The following is a 15,985-nucleotide window of genomic DNA, read 5'->3' on the forward strand; positions in this document are numbered from 1 at the left end:
GGGGTCCCACATTTGAACGAGATGCGACGAACGATCCTGGCAGTCCAGACACCTGTATCAAAACCTCCCATACGACGGAGAGTGGTAATGAAGAGCATTCAGAATTTCGGGATCGCGGTGCGTCTCGCCCTTGGCTTCAGCTTCCTGATCTTGCTGATGGCCGGCCTGAGCATCTATTCAACGGTCAAGGTCGCCGAGATCAACAGCAATCTCCAAACGATCAACGACGTCAACAGCGTCAAGCAACGGTTCGCCATCAATTTTCGGGGCAGCGTGCATGATCGGGCGATCGCCATTCGCGACGTGACCCTGGTAACCTCTGCCGATGAACGCAAGGCGGCCGAGGCGCTGATCGAAAAGCTGGCGGCATCCTACGCCGAAAACGAAAAGCGCATGGCTGATATGGTCGCCTCCCCGGCTGGCGCCACGGACCAGGAAAGGTCGATCCTGAAGGAGATCGCCGACATACAGGCGAAAACCAATCTCCTGGTCGCCCAGATCATCGCGCTGCAGGAGAAGGGTGACGGTGAGGCTGCTCGCAAAATTCTGCTCGAACAGGCGCGGCCGGACTTCGTTGCCTGGCTCGGCGCCATCAACAAATTCATCGACTACCAGGAAGCACTGAACAAATCGATCGGCGGAGACGTCCGCGGCACGGCGAGCGGCTTCAAGCCGATCGTTCTGACGGCGCTGGGCATCGCGGCTGTTCTTTCCGTCCTCGCCGCGATTATTACCGCACGCACGATCGTCGGTCCGCTGGCAAAACTGCAGCTGTCGCTGAAGGCAATGGCGGAAGGCAATCTCGATGGTGATCGTCGCCTCGAAGCACGTGGCGACGAGATCGGCAAGCTTGCCCGCGCGGTAGCGGGATTGCGCGACGCCATTTCGGCAAAGGCGGAGCGGGAAGCCGATGCGGAAGCCAGGCGGGCTGTGGCGGAACGGCACCGGCTCGAACAGGATGCCGACGAACGCCGCACCCTTGCCGAGCAGACCGACCGGGCTGTCGGCCAGCTTGGCAGTGCATTGCAGGCGCTGGCCGATGGCGATCTCACGCAGCAGATCGGCACGCCGTTCATCCCGTCTCTGGAAAAACTCAGAGCCGACTTCAATTCAGCGGTCGAAAAGCTCCGCGCTGCCATGCAGAAGGTTGCCGAGAACGCCAGCGCCATCGCGGCCGGCGCACAGGAAATCCGCTCCGCTTCGGATGACCTCGCCAAGCGTACCGAGCAGCAGGCCGCCTCCGTCGAGGAGACCGCCGCGGCCCTGGAAGAGATCACGACCACCGTCGCCGACTCCAGCAACAGGGCTCAGGAGGCAGGTCAGCTGGTCCGCAAGACGAAAGACAATGCGGAGCGCTCGGGCAGTGTCGTCCGCGACGCGGTCGATGCGATGGGCAAGATCGAATCTTCCGCCACCGAAATCGGCAGCATCATCGGCGTCATCGACGAGATCGCCTTCCAGACCAACCTGCTGGCGCTGAACGCCGGCGTCGAGGCGGCCCGCGCCGGTGAAGCCGGCAAGGGTTTTGCCGTAGTCGCCCAGGAAGTGCGCGAGCTGGCGCAGCGTTCCGCCAAGGCGGCAAAGGAAATCAAGGAGCTGATCAACGCGTCGAACGGCCATGTGAAAAACGGTGTCGCCCTGGTTGGCGAAACGGGGAAGGCCCTGCAGGAGATTGCGGTACAGGTGCAGCAGGTCGACGGCAATGTCGGCGCCATCGTCGGCGCCTCGCAGGAGCAGGCGACCGGGCTGAAGGAAATCAATACCGCCGTCAACAGGATGGATCAGGGCACCCAGCAGAACGCCGCCATGGTGGAAGAGGCCACGGCCGCCGCTCACAAACTCGCCAAGGAAGCCGACGCATTGTTCCAGCTCCTGGGCCAGTTCAACATCGGTGGAGCAGTGGCATCGAGGCGCATAACGCAGCCGGCTCCCGCGGCACAGCATGCTCAGCCCGTGGCTTCGCCGGCGCGCCAGATGATTGCCAAGGTCGGCAGGTCGTTCCAGGGGAACGCGGCATTGGCCGGCGATTGGGAAGAGTTCTGAACCACACGGCAATCTGCCAAAAATGAAGTGATGAAGGGCAGCGATTGCTGCCCTTCGTATTTTATGGTTTACGCCCGGGCCGGGACCTTGGCCGGTAGCAGGGCGTTGACGATGACGGCGACGCCGATATTTGCTGCGAGCGCCAGCAGTCCGGTGTAGACGGTGAAGGGTTCGCCGCCGAGGCTGATCAGGTGCAGCGGCTTCCAGCCGGCGTCCCAGACGAGGAAGGTGCCGCCGCAGAACCCAACGAACCAGCCGGCAAGCAGGCCGGGCGCACGGAACCAGTTGGTGTAGAGGCCGAAGACCAGGGCCGGAAGCGTCTGCAGGATCCAGATGCCGCCGAGCAGCTGCAGGTCGAGGGCGAACTGAGTCGGCAGGAAGATGATGACGAGAAGTGCGCCGACCTTCACCACCAGCGACGTCACCTTCGCGACCTTGGCTTCGCCCGCATCGCTGACCTTGGGATCGACATAGGCCTTCCAGAAATTGCGGGTGAAGAGGTTGGCGGCGCCGATGCTCATCACCGCTGCCGGCACCAGTGCGCCGATGGCGATCGCCGCAAAGGCGAAGCCGGAGAACCAGCCCGAAAACAGCGTCTTGAACAGGGTGGGAACGACGTCATTGGCGCTATCGAGCTTCAGATTGGCGGCATGGCCCATATAGCCGAGCAGCGCCAGCAGGCCGAGCAGCAGCGTATAGGCGGGCAGCATGATCGCGTTCTTGCGGATCGTCTTGCCGCTGTTGGAGGCAAAGATGCCGGTCAGCGTATGCGGATACATGAAGGCTGCAAGCGCCGAGCCGAGAGCCAGCGTAGCATAGGCGACATACTGGTTGCCGCCGAGCAGCAGGCTGCCGGAGCCTTTGGCCTGGAAGGCCGCATCGGCCGAGGCGAAGACATTGGCATAACCGCCGAGCTTCGACGGGATCAGAGCGACCGCCGCGATCACCACGATATAGATCATGATGTCCTTGACGAAGGCGATCAGCGCCGGAGCGCGCAGGCCCGCCGAATAGGTATAGAGCGCCAGCACGATGAAGGCGATCGCCAGCGGCAGTTCGCCATGCAGCCCGAGCGCCTTCAGGACCGCCGTCATGCCGACGAGCTGGAGGGCGATGTAAGGCATGGTGGCGATGACGCCGGTTGCCGCGACCGCGAGTTCGAGACCGCGCGATCCGTACTGGCCGTGGACGACGTCGGCGGCCGTGACATAACCGAAATCCTTGGCGCGTTTCCACAGGACCGGCATGACCATGAAGACGAAGGGATAGACGACGATCGTATAGGGCAGTGCGAAGAAGCCGTAGGCGCCGACGGTATAGACCAGCGCCGGGACGGCGATCACGGTATAGGCGGTATAGAAATCGCCGCCGACGAGGAACCAGGTGATCCAGGTGCCGAAGTTGCGTCCGCCGAGACCCCATTCATCGATGTGGGCGAGCGTCTCGGGCTTGCGCCAGCGGCTGGCGACGAATCCCATGACCGTGACGAGGGCGAAGAAGAAGATGAAGACGGCAAGCGCCGTGCCGTTGATGTCAGTCGTCATGGCGAACGCTCCGATAGGCGATGCAGGTCAGCGTCGCGGTGATCGGCACCCAGAGAAGCTGATACCAGTAGAAGAACGGAAAGCCGAAAAGCGACGGCTCGCGGAGATTGTAGAATGCCGGCCAGAGCAGACCTATGTACGGAATGATCAGCAGCCACAGCGCTGCCTTGCTACGTGGTTTTTCCATGTCGGAGTACCTTTCAGGCGCCGCAATTGGCGGTCGCCATGTTCCAGTTGTCGGCGTGGAAGGCAGGTCTATCAGCCGGCGGCGGCAGCAGGCCCGGTTCGGGTCGCTCGAGCTTTTCCGGCGGATCGGAAGCTGATGTAACGCATGTGAATTCCTCCCAACGGCTTGGCACTTGGCCGGCCGCGAATGGAGTCCTAGGGCGTCGGTTTTATCCCCACAAGATGGGCGCAGTGCCAAAATACCGGGACCTACCCAGAAGTGGGTAGGTGCGAATTCGCGTCGATTTTCGAGGCGATGCCGTGATCGAGCGCGTAGCGGATCAGGCCTGCGGTGGTGGCGATGCCAAGTTTCTTCTTGAGGTTTTTGCGATGGGTTTCCGCCGTGGCAGCGCTTATCCCGAGCACTTCGGCGATCTCGCGGTTGCTGCGGCCGGCAACGATCAGCCCGAGCGTGTCGTGCTCGCGCGGCGTCAAGGGATCGCTCCCCTCCTCCGCCCGTTCCCTCATCAGCGCGTCGAAGACGCCGGAGGAGAAATAGGTGCCGCCATCCGCGACGGTTTCGATCGCCGCGACGATCTCCTCTGTGGAGACGTCTTTCAGAACATAACCGGCGGCGCCGCGCATCACCGAAGAGGAGATATACTCGCGGCTGTCATGCATGGAGAGCATCACGACGCGGGTCTGCGGAAGTTCGCTCCTGAACAGCTCGATCGCATCGATGCCGCTGAGCTTCGGCATGTTGATGTCCATCAGCACCACCTGCGGCTGGATCTGCCGGGCGATATCGAGCCCGGTCTGCGCCAGCCCGGCGGTGCCGGCGACTTCGATATGATCGAAGGTTTCGAGCACGGCTTTCAGCCCGTCCAGCACCAGCGGATGGTTGTCGATCAGCAGCACCTTGATTTTCAGGCGTTCCGTCATGCGGCTTCCGCCTGCTTGCCGGCGGCAAGATTGGCCGATCTCGGCATCATCGCCGTCAGCGTCGTGCCGACCTCGCTGCTATTGATCAGCAACAGGCCCCGGAAGTGCGCCATCCGCTCCTGCATGTTGCGCAGACCGAGGCCCGAGGCGCCGAAGGCGCCATCCCTGGCGCCATCGAAGCCGCTGCCGTTGTCGGAGATGGTCATGCGGGCACGGCCGCCGTCGCTCCAGAGCTTGACCGAGAGCTTCGAGGCGCCCGAATGCCGCTCGACATTGTTGAAGGCCTCCTGGGCGACGCGATAAAGGGCGGTGCTGGCTTCCGCCTTCAGCGTGCCGGCGAAGCCCGAGGCGTCGATCTCCGTCTCCATCCCCGTCCGCTCGGCAAAGTGATGACACAGTGCCTCCAGCGCAGCCGTCAGGCCAAGATCGTCCAGCACGCGCGGGCGCAGATCATGCGAGAGCAGGCGGATTTCCTTGATGGCCCCATTCAGTGCCTCGACGCCGCGCTCGATGGTCAGCGCCGCCTCGTCGACATTGGTCCTGACCTTGCGGCCGGCAAGATCCATCGCATAACGCACGCCGAGAAGGGTCTGGGAGATGCCGTCGTGCAGCTCGCGCGCCAGCCGGGTGCGCTCTTCTTCCTGGGTGTCGATGACCCGCTGCGTCAACTCCTTCAGGCGGCTGTCGGCCATGCGGCGCTCATGGAAGGTGAGCAGCATGCAGGTGGTGAACACGACCAGCACCGAAGGCACGGCGATCAGCGCGACGATGACGAAGGTCCGTCTGATGTTGGCGCGCGTTACCGCATTGGCGGCGGCACTCTGGGCAAAGACGTCATCCAGATAGACGCCGGTGCCGACGACCCAGTGCCATTTGTCGAGGCTGACGACGAAGGAGAGCTTGTCGGCGATCTGCCCGGTTGACGGTTTCTGCCATTTATACTGGTGCAGGCCGCCGCCGGCCTTGGCCGTGGCGATCAGTTCGGCGATGACCTTGTCGCCATCCGGGTCGGTGAGATCGAGCCAATTGTGCCCATGCCGGAAACTCTGGCGCGGATGGACGATATTGTTGCCGTCGTAATCATAGACGAAGAAATACCCGTCCTTGCCGTAGTCGAGCGAGGTCAGAATATCAGCCACCTGCTGCTTGGCGGCCTCGTCGTCGGCCCCGGCCTTATCATAGATCGTCTGGATGGCCGAGAGGGCAAGATTGGTCAGATTGAGGATCTCGGCTTCCTTGGTCTTCAGCATGTTCTGCTCGAAAGTATCGATGCTGTTCTTGGCGAGGTTTGCCGATTGCCAGGTGATGAAGGTGGTGATCGCAAGGATCGAAATGACCAGCGGGACGATCGCCAATGCGATGATCTGGTGTCGTAGCGTCAACGGTCATTCCTCCCAAGGATCTGCGCCCGGAATTATGCCCTTTGTCCGATATGAGTCCAGCCGCTTGCCCCGGCGCGATCGCTATTCCAGTGGCACGAACAGGCCGAGCTTGACGTCGCGCAGCACGACATTGGTATGCATGCGGCGGATCTGCGGATTGTCGGCCATGATCAGGGCTGCAATGTCGTCATAATGCTCGACGTCACGGGCGGTGACGATCGCGATCAGGTCGACCGCGCCGGTAACGTAATAGACCTGCTGGATGTGATCCTGCTTTTCCGCCCAGACGCGAAATTTCGCCAGCGCATCGTAATTGTCCCGCTCGATCTCCATTCCGACGATGAACACCATCGATGTCGCCGTCGCCTTGCGATCGAGTATGGCCACCTCCGCCTTGATGATCCCTTCCTCGCGCAGCCGCTTCAACCGCCGCTGCACGGCGGAGACCGACAATCCGATTCGTTCGGCGATCGTTTCAGCTTTCAACTGGCAATCGCGCTGCACGATATCGAGAATGTCCCGGTCAAAACGATCCAGTTGCTCCATGGTCCAGTCCGATCCTTCCCGCAGCAAACATTGCGCCGCACTCGCGGCGTTGAAAAGATTATTTTGCTCATAATATGCAAAAGAGATGGAAATTGCGCGAAAAAACCGCGTCATTTTATCATTATCCTTCGCAGATTGAATTCAGCCGGACCCATGCATGTCGGATCAGCCCTTTCCTGCTCTTCGCGTCGAAGATCTCCATAAAAGCTTCGGCTCGCAACAGGTTCTCAAGGGTATCTCGACGGAGGCCCACAAGTCGGATGTGATCTCGATCATCGGCTCGTCGGGCTCCGGCAAGAGCACTTTTCTCCGATGCATCAATTTCCTGGAAACCCCGGATCACGGCCGTATCGCCGTAAACGGCGAGGAAGTCGCGCTGAAAGCCGGTCGCGGCGGGCGGCTGCAGCCGCAGAGCTGGCGGCAGATCGAACGGCTGCGGACGGGGCTCGGCATGGTCTTTCAGAGTTTCAATCTCTGGGCCCATCGCACGGTGCTGGAAAACGTGATCGAGGCGCCGGTGCATGTCATGGGCATTTCAAAGCGCGAGGCGATCGAAAAGGCGGAAGCCCTGCTCCACAAGGTCGGGCTGTTCGACAAGCGTGACACCTATCCCGCCTTTCTCTCCGGCGGTCAGCAGCAGCGCGCGGCGATTGCGAGGGCGCTCTGCGTCGACCCCGCCGTCATGCTGTTCGACGAGCCGACATCGGCGCTCGATCCGGAGCTGGTCGGCGAGGTCCTGAAGGTCATCCGCGATCTCGCCGAGGAAGGCCGGACCATGCTGATCGTCACGCATGAAATGCGCTTCGCCCGGGATGTGTCGAGCCGCGTCCTCTTCCTGCATCAGGGACGGATCGAGGAGGAGGGGCCGCCGGAGCAAGTTTTCGGGGCGCCGGTCAGCACCCGCTGCCGGGAGTTCACCCGTCTCAGCGCCCATTGATCCACATAGCCATCATCGACAACACACGAACCAGGAGAATCCTGCGAATGAAACTGCTCCCCACGCTCCTTGCCGGCGCGGCACTTGCGCTTTCTGCGGTCGCCGCACAGGCCGAAGTCCGCTTCGGCGTCATGAATGAATCCTATCCGCCCTTCTTCGCCAAGGACGCCTCGGGTGAGTGGCACGGGTGGGAAATCGACCTGATGAACGCCGTCTGTGCAGAGATGAAGGAGAAATGCTCGATCGTGGACATTTCCTGGGATGGTCTCATTCCGGCGCTGCAGAGCAAGAAGTTCGACGTGATCTGGTCGTCGATGTCGAACACCGCGGAACGCTCGAAGGTGATCGACTTCACCGACAAGTACTACAACACGCCGAGCACCCTGATCGGTCCCAAGGACCAGAAGCCGGGTGCGACCGCCGAGGACGTCAAGGGCAAGACCATCGGCATCCAGGTGTCGACGATCCAGTCTGAATATTACAAGAAGTATTTCGCCGGCGCCGCCGAGGAGAAGACCTACCAGACGCTCGACGAGGCTTTCCAGGATCTGGCCTCCGGCCGTATCGACTACGTCTTCGGCGATTCGCTGGCGCTCGACGCTTTCCTGAAGAGCGACGGCGGCAAGGATTGCTGCGCCAAGATGGGTGATGTCGCCGACGACAAGGAAATCCTTGGAGCCGGTGTTTCGGGCGGGTTGCGCAAGGAAGACACGGAGCTGAAAGCCAAGCTGAATGCGGCGATCGCTGCGGTTCGGGCCAACGGCCAGTATGACGCCATCACCAAGAAATATTTCGACTTCGACATCTACGGCGCGAAGTAAGCAGTCTCGGCGATGGCGACCGCACAACAAGGCATTCTGGACCTGCTGTCCCCCTATCCTCCGGGATGGGGCGGCGTTCTTTTGGCAGGTGCGGTCTCCACGGTCGCCATCTCGGCCTGCGCCTTCGCGGTCGGCCTGTTGCTCGGCACGGGCGGCGCGCTTGGAAAGCTCTCGGGCAATCGCGCGCTCCGCCTCATGCTCGATCTCTACACCACGGTCATTCGTGCCGTTCCCGAGCTGATCCTGATCGTCGGGCTCTATTATGCCGGCACCGACGGCCTCAACCGGCTGCTGGCGGCATTGGACCTGCCGCCGATCGATGTGAACGGTTTTGTTGCGGCGGTCGCGGTGCTCGGCTTCGTGCAGGGCGCCTATATGACCGAGGTGCTACGCGGCGCGATCCTCGCCATTCCCGCCGGCCAGATCGAAGCGGCCAAGGCCTTCGGCATGGGATCCGTACTGCGGTTCCGCCGCGTCCTGCTGCCGGCGCTTTTGCCGAACGCGCTGCCGGGGCTTGCCAATCTGTGGATGTCGGTCACCAAGGACAGTGCGCTGGTCGCGGTCGTCGGCTATCAAGAACTGGCGCTCGCCACCCGCCTCGCTGGGGCAAGCACCAAACACTACTTCGTGTTTTTCCTTGCTTCCGCCTTTCTCTACCTCGCCATCACACTCATTTCCAACGTCGCTTTCAAGCTGATCGAGGGACGGGTGCGGCGGGGACAGCCGCGTCTCGCCTGAGGAGCCGCGCCCCATGAGTTTCACTTGGATCTCTTCCTATTGGCCGCTGCTTCTGGCCGGCGCCTGGCAGACGGTCGCGCTGCTGGTCATCTCAGTGGTGTTCGGTTTCATCATTGCTATAGGCCTCGCCTTCGCGCAGGTCAGCGGCGGCAGGCTGACGCGGCTGCTGGCCCGCGGCTATTGCACCTTCTTTCGTGGCACGCCGCTGCTGATCCAGCTGTGGCTTCTCTATTACGGTGTCGGCTCGCTGCTGCCGATGGTCCCCGGCATCCGGCAAAGCCTGTTCTGGCCGATCCTGCGCGAGGGCTTCTTCTTCGCCGCAGTCAGCTTCACGCTGAATTATGCGGCTTACGAGGCAGAGGTCCTGCGCGGCGCCCTGCTCGCCGTTCCCAAGGGCGAGCTCGAAGCCGGGCGTGCCTTCGGCCTGTCGCCCTGGAAGCTGACCCGCCGCATCTGGCTGCCGCGCGCCATCCGTATCGCCCTGCCGACCATTGCCGGGGAGATCGTCATGCAGCTGAAGGCGACGCCGCTCGCCTTCACGGTGACGGTGATGGATCTCTATGCCGTGGCCAACAAGGTTCGCCAGGACACGCTGCTCGTCTACGAACCACTGCTTGTCGTCACCCTCTTCTATCTCGCCCTGACCGCCGTCATCGCCCGCGTCTTTCGAGGTCTCGAAGCGCAGGTGCCGGTGCGGCGTTAGCCGAGAGATGGGACCAGCCATAAACCTCTGCGCGTATCGACGCGCACCTCGCCCCGCCTGTTATGAAAAGCCCGCCGCCGGCAACGGCGCGGCGGCCTGAACGGAGACCCATCATGAGCACGACACGAATCCTCGATGGCGGCATGAGCCGCGAGCTGCTGCGGCTCGGTGCCGAATTGAAACAGCCGGAATGGTCGGCCCTGGCGCTGATCAATTCGCCGGAAATCGTGCGCGAGGTGCATAAGGAATTCATCGCCGCCGGCTCTGAGATCATTACGACCAACAGCTATGCGCTGGTGCCTTTCCACATCGGCGAGGACCGGTTTCAGACGGAGGGTGCAGCGCTGATCCGTCTTGCCGGCCGCCTGGCGCGCGAGGCGGCCGATTCCGTCCCTGGTCGCAAGGTGCTGGTCGCCGGTTCGCTGCCGCCGATCTTCGGCTCCTACGAGCCGCAGAATTTTCAGCCTGAGCGGGTGCAGGATTACCTCAAGGTGCTGGTCGAAAACCTCGCCCCTTTCGTCGACATATGGCTCGGCGAGACGCTGAGCCTGATTGCCGAGGGCGAGGCCGTCCGTCAGGCGGTGGCGGAATCGGGTAAACCGTTCTGGATTTCCTTCACGCTGGCCGATGACAAAGCGGATATCGAAAGCGGCGAGCCGAAGCTTCGTTCCGGCGAAAGCGTCGAGGATGCGGCGTCCTGGGCGGCGTCATCGGGCGCCGAAGCCTTCCTGTTCAATTGCAGCAAACCGGAAGTGATGGAGGCGGCCGTCGCGACGGCAGCCGCAGCATTCCGCAAGATGGATGCCGGCATCGAAATCGGCGTCTATGCCAATGCCTTCGAAGGCGAACAGGGCGAGTCGGCCGCAAATGAAGGCCTGCACGAGACCCGCGACGATCTGAATGACGACGCCTATTCGCGTTTTGCCTGCTCCTGGGCCGAAGCCGGCGCGACGATCATCGGCGGCTGCTGTGGCATCGGTGCTGCCCACATCCATCGTCTGGGTAAGACGCTTCGAAGCTGAGGTCGAAGCTTGATCGTCCGAGAGGGAGCTGCCGGCGCTCCCGCAGCGCTTGGGCTCTTTCTGTGGCCTCGCCTGCGGGCGACGAAACCAATTACTCCGCTTTCGGCGCTGTCTTCTGAAGCTCGAGCAGCAGCTCGATCAGCTTCGGCGCCATCACCCTGATTTCCGACAGGTGGACGGCGCTCAGCCTGGTCAGAAGCTCGTCAGCCTTCTCGGTCAGGAGGAGCGTCTGGCGGCGCCTGTCGGCCGGGTCGGCATGGCGTTCGACCAGTCCGGCATCCGACAGTCGTCCGACGAGCTCGGTCGCCGTATGCGGGGCGATGATCAGCCGCTCGGCCAGCATGCCGATGGTCATCGCTTCACCGCGCTGTCCCTTGATCGCCAGCAGCGCCTGATGCTGCTGGACGGGCAGGCCTTCCGACTGGGCGGCTGAGGCGCTGAAGTCCATGAACTGGCGGAGCGCGAACCTGAGGTCGGCGAGCGCCTCATAATCCTCCTGTCTCAGCGGCGGCGGGGTTTTCTTCACACTCGTTCTCCTCTGCCGCTTGGTTCGCAGGACGCGATCCTTGCGCGCATTATGGCCGATCTCGAATAGAGGGGCAGCCGCAAGCCGGTCAAGTCAGGCATCCTGCCGAGAGATTTTCGCCTTCCAACGTTCGTCCATTGATTTATATCGTATTACGATATAATAACCTCACCCAAACCGACCGTTTTTGCGTAGCAGGGGCTTTCATGGCGCAGCATCAACCAAGCAACCGGCCGCACGATTTCACCGGCGGTCTTTCCCGGCGCGAGGCCGGCGATTTCACCACCGACAGGCGGGTCCTCCTGCTGGTCGGAATGGCCGTCATCGTCGGCACGTCAGGCGCCTTTGCAGCCTGGTGTCTCGTCAGCCTGATCGCGCTTGTGACCAATGTCGTCTGGTTCGGAGAGATCGGCATCGAGCCGGCCTCTCTGGCGGCCGTTCCGCGCTCGCTGTGGGTGGTGCTGGTGCCGCCGCTCGGCGGGCTCGTCATCGGTCTGATGGCCCGTTTCGGGTCGGAAAAAATCCGCGGCCACGGCATTCCCGAGGCGATCGAAGCCATCCTGATCGGCGGCAGCCGGATGTCGCCGAAGGTCGCCGTGCTGAAGCCGCTGTCCTCGGCAATCTCGATCGGAACGGGCGGCCCGTTCGGCGCCGAGGGGCCGATCATCATGACCGGCGGAGCGATCGGATCGCTCTTCGCGCAGTTCTTTCACATGAGTGCGGCCGAGCGGAAAACGCTGCTCGTCGCGGGTGCGGCCGCAGGTATGACGGCGATTTTCGGTTCGCCGATCGCCGCGGTCATGCTGGCCGTCGAACTCTTACTGTTCGAATGGAAACCGCGCAGCTTCATTCCCGTCGCGGTCGCCGCCTGCGTGTCGATCTGCTGGCGCCCGCTGCTCTTCGGTGTCGGTCCGCTGTTCCCGACGCATTTCCAGGTGACCCTGCCCTGGTGGGGGATTTTTGCTTGTGCGGCGATAGGGATCATATCGGGACTGCAATCGGGATTGCTGACGACGCTGCTCTACCGGATCGAGGATCTGTTCGAGGCGCTGCCGATCCACTGGATGTGGTGGCCGATGCTCGGCGGTCTCGTCATCGGCCTCGGCGGCCTGATCGAGCCGCGGGCGATGGGCGTCGGCTATGACATTATCGACGGCCTGCTCAACAACCGGCTGCTGGCGCCGGCGGTACTGTCGATCCTGCTGGTGAAAGCAATCATCTGGCTGTTTGCCCTGTCGTCGGGCACATCGGGCGGCGTGCTCGCGCCGCTTCTCATCTTCGGCGGCGCTCTCGGATGGCTGGTCGGGCTGATCATGCCGGGCAATGATCCGGGCTTCTGGGCGCTGCTCGGAATGGCGGCGATGATGGGCGGAACCATGCGGGCGCCGCTCACCGGCACCTTCTTTGCGATGGAGATTACCGGCGACATCAGCGCGCTCGTTCCCCTGCTCGCCGCAACGGTGGTGGCCTATGCCGTCACGGTGCTGCTGTTGCGCCGCTCGATCCTCACCGAGAAGATTGCGCGCCGCGGGCAGCACATCACCCGCGAATATGGCGTCGATCCGTTCGAACTCTCCCGGGCAAGGGATATCATGATCGGCGATGTCGACACGCTTCCCGTCACCATGACCATCGGCGAGGCTTGCGATTTCTTCGTCTCCGAGCAGAAGACGCACCGGATCTACCCGGTGGTCGATGCTGCGGGCAAACTGGCCGGCATCGTCTCGCGGGCCGATGCCCTGCTTTGGCAGGGCAAGCCCGACCTCGCCGCCCAGACGCTTGGCGAAACCATCACGGATGATTCCGTTCCCGTCGGGCATCCTGACGATACCGTCGCCTTCATCGCCGACCTGATGCTGTCGACGGACAATGGCCGTATCCCGATCGTCGATCCGGCATCGGGCAGGCTGTGCGGCCTGATCGCCCGAAAAGATCTGCTGCGGCTGCGCAGTTCCCTGCGGTCGGCGGAATTGGACCGGCGGCCCTATCTGACCGCAGGAACGCGAAGCAAACCGTGATAGCCACGCCGCTTGCCAATTCTCCAGCCGTGGCTTATATAGTCACTATGGTCATTCTGGTCATGGAGTTGCGCAATGCAGCCATCACGGCAAGGCGATGAAAGCTGGACCGTTGCCAGCGCAAAGGCAAAGCTTTCCGAGGTTATCGAACGCGCGCAATCCGCGCCGCAGACGATTACCCGGAACGGCAAGCCGAGCGTCGTCGTCGTCTCCGCCGAGGAATGGCAGCGCAAGACGGCGCGCAAGGGTACGCTTGTCGAGTTTCTGATGAGTTCGCCGCTGCGCGGCGCTGATCTGGATCTCGAGCGTCAACGCGACGAACCGCGTGATCCTGAACTGTGAGGCTTCTGCTGGACACCAACGTCCTGTCCGAGGTGACGAAGCCGAACCCTGACATGCGCGTCTTGGCGTGGCTGGACAAGCTCGACGAGGATCGCACCTTCATCAGCATCGTGTCGATCGCGGAGATCCGGCGCGGTGTCGCCTTGATGGACAGCGGACGAAAACGCGACGCGCTGGCCGAATGGCTTGCCCGGGACCTGCCGCAACGCTTCGAGCGTCGCATCATCCCGGTGGAGGAGCCGGTTGCCTTGGCCTGGGGCGACCTGATGGGCCAGGCGAAGCGGAGCGGTCGCGGCCTTTCCTCAATGGACGGCCTGATCGCAGCAACCGCGGTTGCTCACGATCTCACTCTGGCTATACGTAACACCAGAGATTTCGAGGGATTCGGGATCGAACTCGTTGATCCCTGGGTCGATCCTCTCGATCCCTAAACCGAGTAATCCGGGTGGCCCGGGGCAGCAGCCTTCAATGCAGCCCGAACAGGTTGAGCAGCTCCTCGCGATGGCGGACGAATTCCGGTGCGCTGCGGTCGCGCGGGCGCGGCAGATCGATATCGATCAGGCGCGGCTCGGCTCCCTTCTCCCGCGGCAGGATCAGAATCCGGTCGGCGAGATAGTGCCTCCTCGAGATCATGCGTGACGAGAATGGTCGTCACATCCTCGTCGCGCCAGATCCGGGCGAGTTCCTGCTGCATGCCGATCTTGGTCATCGCGTCGAGCGCGCCGAGCGGTTCGTCGAGCAGCAGGATTTCCGGCTGGACGGCAAGCGCTCGGGCGATGCCGACGCGCTGCGCCATGCCGCCGGACAGCTGCCGGGGATAGGCCGCCTCGAATTGCTGCAGGCCGACGAGCTTGACGTAGTGACGCGCCCGCGCCCGCGCCAGCTCGCGGGTCAGACCTCTCGTTTCCAGCCCGAAGGCGACATTGCCGAGGACGTCGAGCCAGGGAAGAAGGCGCGGCTCCTGGAAGATGACGGCGCGTTCCGCACCGACGCCGCGGATCGCCTTGCCGTCGACGAGCACCTCACCGGTGTCGGATTCTTCGAGGCCGGCGAGAACCCGGAGCAAGGTCGTCTTGCCCGAGCCGCTGGCGCCGACGATCGCAAGACTTTCGCCGGAGCGGATGTGGAGATTGATATCTTTCAGAACCTGCAGATGGCTGCCGTTCAGCTTGTAGGATTTGGAGAGGTGACGGATTGTCACCTCTCCGCGGCGAATGTCCTGGGCGAGGCTCATCATGGCTCCTCAATTGCTCGCCGGCTTGGTGTCGGCCGTGTAGATGATGTCCTTGGCCGCCAGCTGGCCCTGCTTCAGTTTGCCCTCGCGAACCAGCACGTCGATCCAGAACTGTATGTCGCGTTCAACCGGCAGGCCGCCGGCACGCACGCCGTAGCCGCGGAAATACTGCGCGATGTCAGGGTTTTCGCCACGCTCACCGAGTGCCTTTGCCAGGATCTTCTTGGTTTCCTCGGGATGTTCGCGGGCATAGTCGAGGGCGCGCGCCGACTGCTCGACGAAGATCTTCGCAGCCTCGGGATGCTGCTGAATGAAATCGCGGCGCAGGACCACGAAGCCACCGGCGATGTCGCCGAGCACGTCGGTATCGTCGAAGACCGCACGCAGGCCGCCGTTCTTCAGCGCCGCACCTTCGAAGGTCGTCTGCCAGTAGCCGAAGGCGGCGATATCGACCTGCTTGGAGCGCAACACCTGCTCGAGCTGCGGCCCGGGAACGACGACCTGGTTGGCGGAGTCGCTCGGCGGGCCGACGGAATGCAGGGCTTCGCGAATGGTGTAATCGAGATGGGCGCCGAGCGTGTTGACCGCGATGCTCTTGCCGGCAATGTCCTTGATGCTTTTGATCGGGCTGTCGTCCAGCACGTAGAAGGTCGACTGCACCTCGTCATTGATGCCGTTCGATGGATAGGCGGCGACGAAATCATTGCCGCCGATAATCGAATTCAGGACGGCGGAGGTGGCGGCGCTGCCGATCTCCACATCCCCGGATGCAAGAGCGATGAGAGAGGCCGGGCCACCCTGGGCATAGCCGACATTCTCAAACGTGATGCCGGTGTCTTTGAAATAGCCGAGCGCGTCGGCGAGTTCATGGGCGGCAAGGCCGCCCTGGCTTGCGAGGTAGCGCAGTTTCACCGTGTCGGTGGCGGCGGCCGGCGTGGCAAGACCGAGAGCGATCACGGCCGGCAGGAGAAGGTTGCGGGGATGGAAGGTCATGGGAAGTCCTTTCGGAAGAGAAATTTCGG

At 62.7% G+C, this 15,985-nt stretch carries 16 protein-coding genes and 1 pseudogene; 9 read left to right on the forward strand and 8 right to left on the reverse strand.

Annotation, left to right across the window (positions count from 1 at the left end):
- The first annotated feature begins 87 nt into the window (after nt 1-87).
- Nucleotides 88-2,043 (forward strand): HAMP domain-containing methyl-accepting chemotaxis protein, encoded by a 1,956-nt coding sequence (locus AMC88_RS22935; RefSeq protein WP_064826038.1) that lies wholly within the window; start codon nt 88-90, stop codon nt 2,041-2,043.
- Nucleotides 2,044-2,111: 68 nt separating this feature from the next.
- Here the strand turns inward: AMC88_RS22935 and mctP are convergent, their stop codons facing one another.
- The 5 genes from mctP to AMC88_RS22960 all read right to left on the reverse strand — a co-directional run bounded on the left by mctP (nt 2,112) and on the right by AMC88_RS22960 (nt 6,622).
- A complete protein-coding gene (gene mctP, locus AMC88_RS22940) occupies nt 2,112-3,587 on the reverse strand; it encodes a monocarboxylate uptake permease MctP (RefSeq protein WP_064826039.1) in 1,476 nt (491 codons plus the stop codon).
- Nucleotides 3,577-3,774 (reverse strand): DUF3311 domain-containing protein, encoded by a 198-nt coding sequence (locus AMC88_RS22945; RefSeq protein WP_010014871.1) that lies wholly within the window; start codon nt 3,772-3,774, stop codon nt 3,577-3,579. Before AMC88_RS22945 ends, mctP begins: the two co-directional genes overlap by 11 nt.
- Before the next feature lie 248 nt (nt 3,775-4,022).
- Nucleotides 4,023-4,694, reverse strand: coding sequence for a two-component system response regulator MctR (mctR, locus tag AMC88_RS22950; protein ID WP_064826040.1), 672 nt, complete (start codon nt 4,692-4,694; stop codon nt 4,023-4,025).
- Entirely contained in the window at nt 4,691-6,076 is a 1,386-nt protein-coding gene (gene mctS / locus AMC88_RS22955; RefSeq protein WP_064826041.1) for a two-component system sensor histidine kinase MctS, read from the reverse strand. The genes mctR and mctS overlap by 4 nt, the downstream gene beginning before the upstream one ends.
- An 81-nt stretch (nt 6,077-6,157) precedes the next feature.
- On the reverse strand, nt 6,158-6,622 hold the full coding sequence (locus AMC88_RS22960) for an Lrp/AsnC family transcriptional regulator (protein WP_016737033.1): 465 nt from the start codon (nt 6,620-6,622) through the stop codon (nt 6,158-6,160).
- Nucleotides 6,623-6,779: 157 nt separating this feature from the next.
- Between AMC88_RS22960 and AMC88_RS22965 the strand changes: the two genes are divergently transcribed.
- From AMC88_RS22965 to AMC88_RS22985, 5 genes are all read left to right on the forward strand, one after another.
- On the forward strand, nt 6,780-7,559 hold the full coding sequence (locus AMC88_RS22965) for an ABC transporter ATP-binding protein (protein ID WP_004670792.1): 780 nt from the start codon (nt 6,780-6,782) through the stop codon (nt 7,557-7,559).
- Between the two features lie 47 nt (nt 7,560-7,606).
- Nucleotides 7,607-8,380 (forward strand): transporter substrate-binding domain-containing protein, encoded by a 774-nt coding sequence (locus AMC88_RS22970; protein ID WP_004670794.1) that lies wholly within the window; start codon nt 7,607-7,609, stop codon nt 8,378-8,380.
- 12 nt (nt 8,381-8,392) lie between these two features.
- The gene (locus AMC88_RS22975; protein WP_064826042.1) at nt 8,393-9,118 is read left to right on the forward strand and encodes an ABC transporter permease; all 726 of its coding nucleotides are present in this window, start codon (nt 8,393-8,395) and stop codon (nt 9,116-9,118) included.
- A gap of 13 nt (nt 9,119-9,131) precedes the next feature.
- Entirely contained in the window at nt 9,132-9,821 is a 690-nt protein-coding gene (locus AMC88_RS22980) for an ABC transporter permease (protein ID WP_064826043.1), read from the forward strand.
- Nucleotides 9,822-9,934: 113 nt separating this feature from the next.
- The gene (locus AMC88_RS22985; RefSeq protein WP_064826044.1) at nt 9,935-10,843 is read left to right on the forward strand and encodes a homocysteine S-methyltransferase family protein; all 909 of its coding nucleotides are present in this window, start codon (nt 9,935-9,937) and stop codon (nt 10,841-10,843) included.
- Between the two features lie 91 nt (nt 10,844-10,934).
- Here AMC88_RS22985 and AMC88_RS22990 read toward each other — a convergent pair whose 3' ends face one another.
- Complete coding sequence (locus AMC88_RS22990; RefSeq protein WP_016737028.1) at nt 10,935-11,369, reverse strand: MarR family winged helix-turn-helix transcriptional regulator; 435 nt, start codon at nt 11,367-11,369, stop codon at nt 10,935-10,937.
- Nucleotides 11,370-11,575: 206 nt separating this feature from the next.
- On the opposite strand from AMC88_RS22990, the gene AMC88_RS22995 reads away from it, so the two are divergent.
- The 3 genes from AMC88_RS22995 to AMC88_RS23005 all read left to right on the forward strand — a co-directional run bounded on the left by AMC88_RS22995 (nt 11,576) and on the right by AMC88_RS23005 (nt 14,160).
- Entirely contained in the window at nt 11,576-13,387 is a 1,812-nt protein-coding gene (locus tag AMC88_RS22995) for a chloride channel protein (protein ID WP_064826045.1), read from the forward strand.
- Nucleotides 13,388-13,462: 75 nt separating this feature from the next.
- Nucleotides 13,463-13,729, forward strand: a complete 267-nt coding sequence (locus AMC88_RS23000; RefSeq protein ID WP_064826046.1) for a type II toxin-antitoxin system Phd/YefM family antitoxin — start codon at nt 13,463-13,465, stop codon at nt 13,727-13,729.
- Nucleotides 13,726-14,160 carry a type II toxin-antitoxin system VapC family toxin gene (locus AMC88_RS23005; RefSeq protein WP_064826047.1) on the forward strand — a complete coding sequence of 145 codons (435 nt, stop codon included), beginning with the start codon at nt 13,726-13,728 and terminating at the stop codon, nt 14,158-14,160. The genes AMC88_RS23000 and AMC88_RS23005 overlap by 4 nt, the downstream gene beginning before the upstream one ends.
- Nucleotides 14,161-14,194: 34 nt before the next feature.
- Here AMC88_RS23005 and AMC88_RS23010 read toward each other — a convergent pair.
- Nucleotides 14,195-14,963 (reverse strand): annotated as a pseudogene (locus AMC88_RS23010) (ABC transporter ATP-binding protein).
- Nucleotides 14,964-14,972: 9 nt separating this feature from the next.
- Nucleotides 14,973-15,956, reverse strand: coding sequence for an ABC transporter substrate-binding protein (locus AMC88_RS23015; protein WP_064830098.1), 984 nt, complete (start codon nt 15,954-15,956; stop codon nt 14,973-14,975).
- Nucleotides 15,957-15,985 lie beyond the last annotated feature (29 nt).

It is taken from the genome of Rhizobium phaseoli (assembly GCF_001664385.1).
Taxonomy (GTDB): Bacteria; Pseudomonadota; Alphaproteobacteria; order Rhizobiales; family Rhizobiaceae; genus Rhizobium; species Rhizobium phaseoli.

Bases quoted from the DNA above. Each gene is read 5' to 3' on its own strand.
- AMC88_RS22935 (WP_064826038.1), top strand. From the start codon at position 88: ATGAAGAGCATTCAGAATTTCGGGATCGCGGTGCGTCTCGCCCTTGGC.
- mctP (WP_064826039.1), bottom strand. From the start codon at position 3,587: ATGACGACTGACATCAACGGCACGGCGCTTGCCGTCTTCATCTTCTTC.
- AMC88_RS22945 (WP_010014871.1), bottom strand. From the start codon at position 3,774: ATGGAAAAACCACGTAGCAAGGCAGCGCTGTGGCTGCTGATCATTCCG.
- mctR (WP_064826040.1), bottom strand. From the start codon at position 4,694: ATGACGGAACGCCTGAAAATCAAGGTGCTGCTGATCGACAACCATCCG.
- AMC88_RS22960 (WP_016737033.1), bottom strand. From the start codon at position 6,622: ATGGAGCAACTGGATCGTTTTGACCGGGACATTCTCGATATCGTGCAG.
- AMC88_RS22965 (WP_004670792.1), top strand. From the start codon at position 6,780: ATGTCGGATCAGCCCTTTCCTGCTCTTCGCGTCGAAGATCTCCATAAA.
- AMC88_RS22970 (WP_004670794.1), top strand. From the start codon at position 7,607: ATGAAACTGCTCCCCACGCTCCTTGCCGGCGCGGCACTTGCGCTTTCT.
- AMC88_RS22975 (WP_064826042.1), top strand. From the start codon at position 8,393: ATGGCGACCGCACAACAAGGCATTCTGGACCTGCTGTCCCCCTATCCT.
- AMC88_RS22980 (WP_064826043.1), top strand. From the start codon at position 9,132: ATGAGTTTCACTTGGATCTCTTCCTATTGGCCGCTGCTTCTGGCCGGC.
- AMC88_RS22985 (WP_064826044.1), top strand. From the start codon at position 9,935: ATGAGCACGACACGAATCCTCGATGGCGGCATGAGCCGCGAGCTGCTG.
- AMC88_RS22995 (WP_064826045.1), top strand. From the start codon at position 11,576: ATGGCGCAGCATCAACCAAGCAACCGGCCGCACGATTTCACCGGCGGT.
- AMC88_RS23000 (WP_064826046.1), top strand. From the start codon at position 13,463: ATGCAGCCATCACGGCAAGGCGATGAAAGCTGGACCGTTGCCAGCGCA.
- AMC88_RS23015 (WP_064830098.1), bottom strand. From the start codon at position 15,956: ATGACCTTCCATCCCCGCAACCTTCTCCTGCCGGCCGTGATCGCTCTC.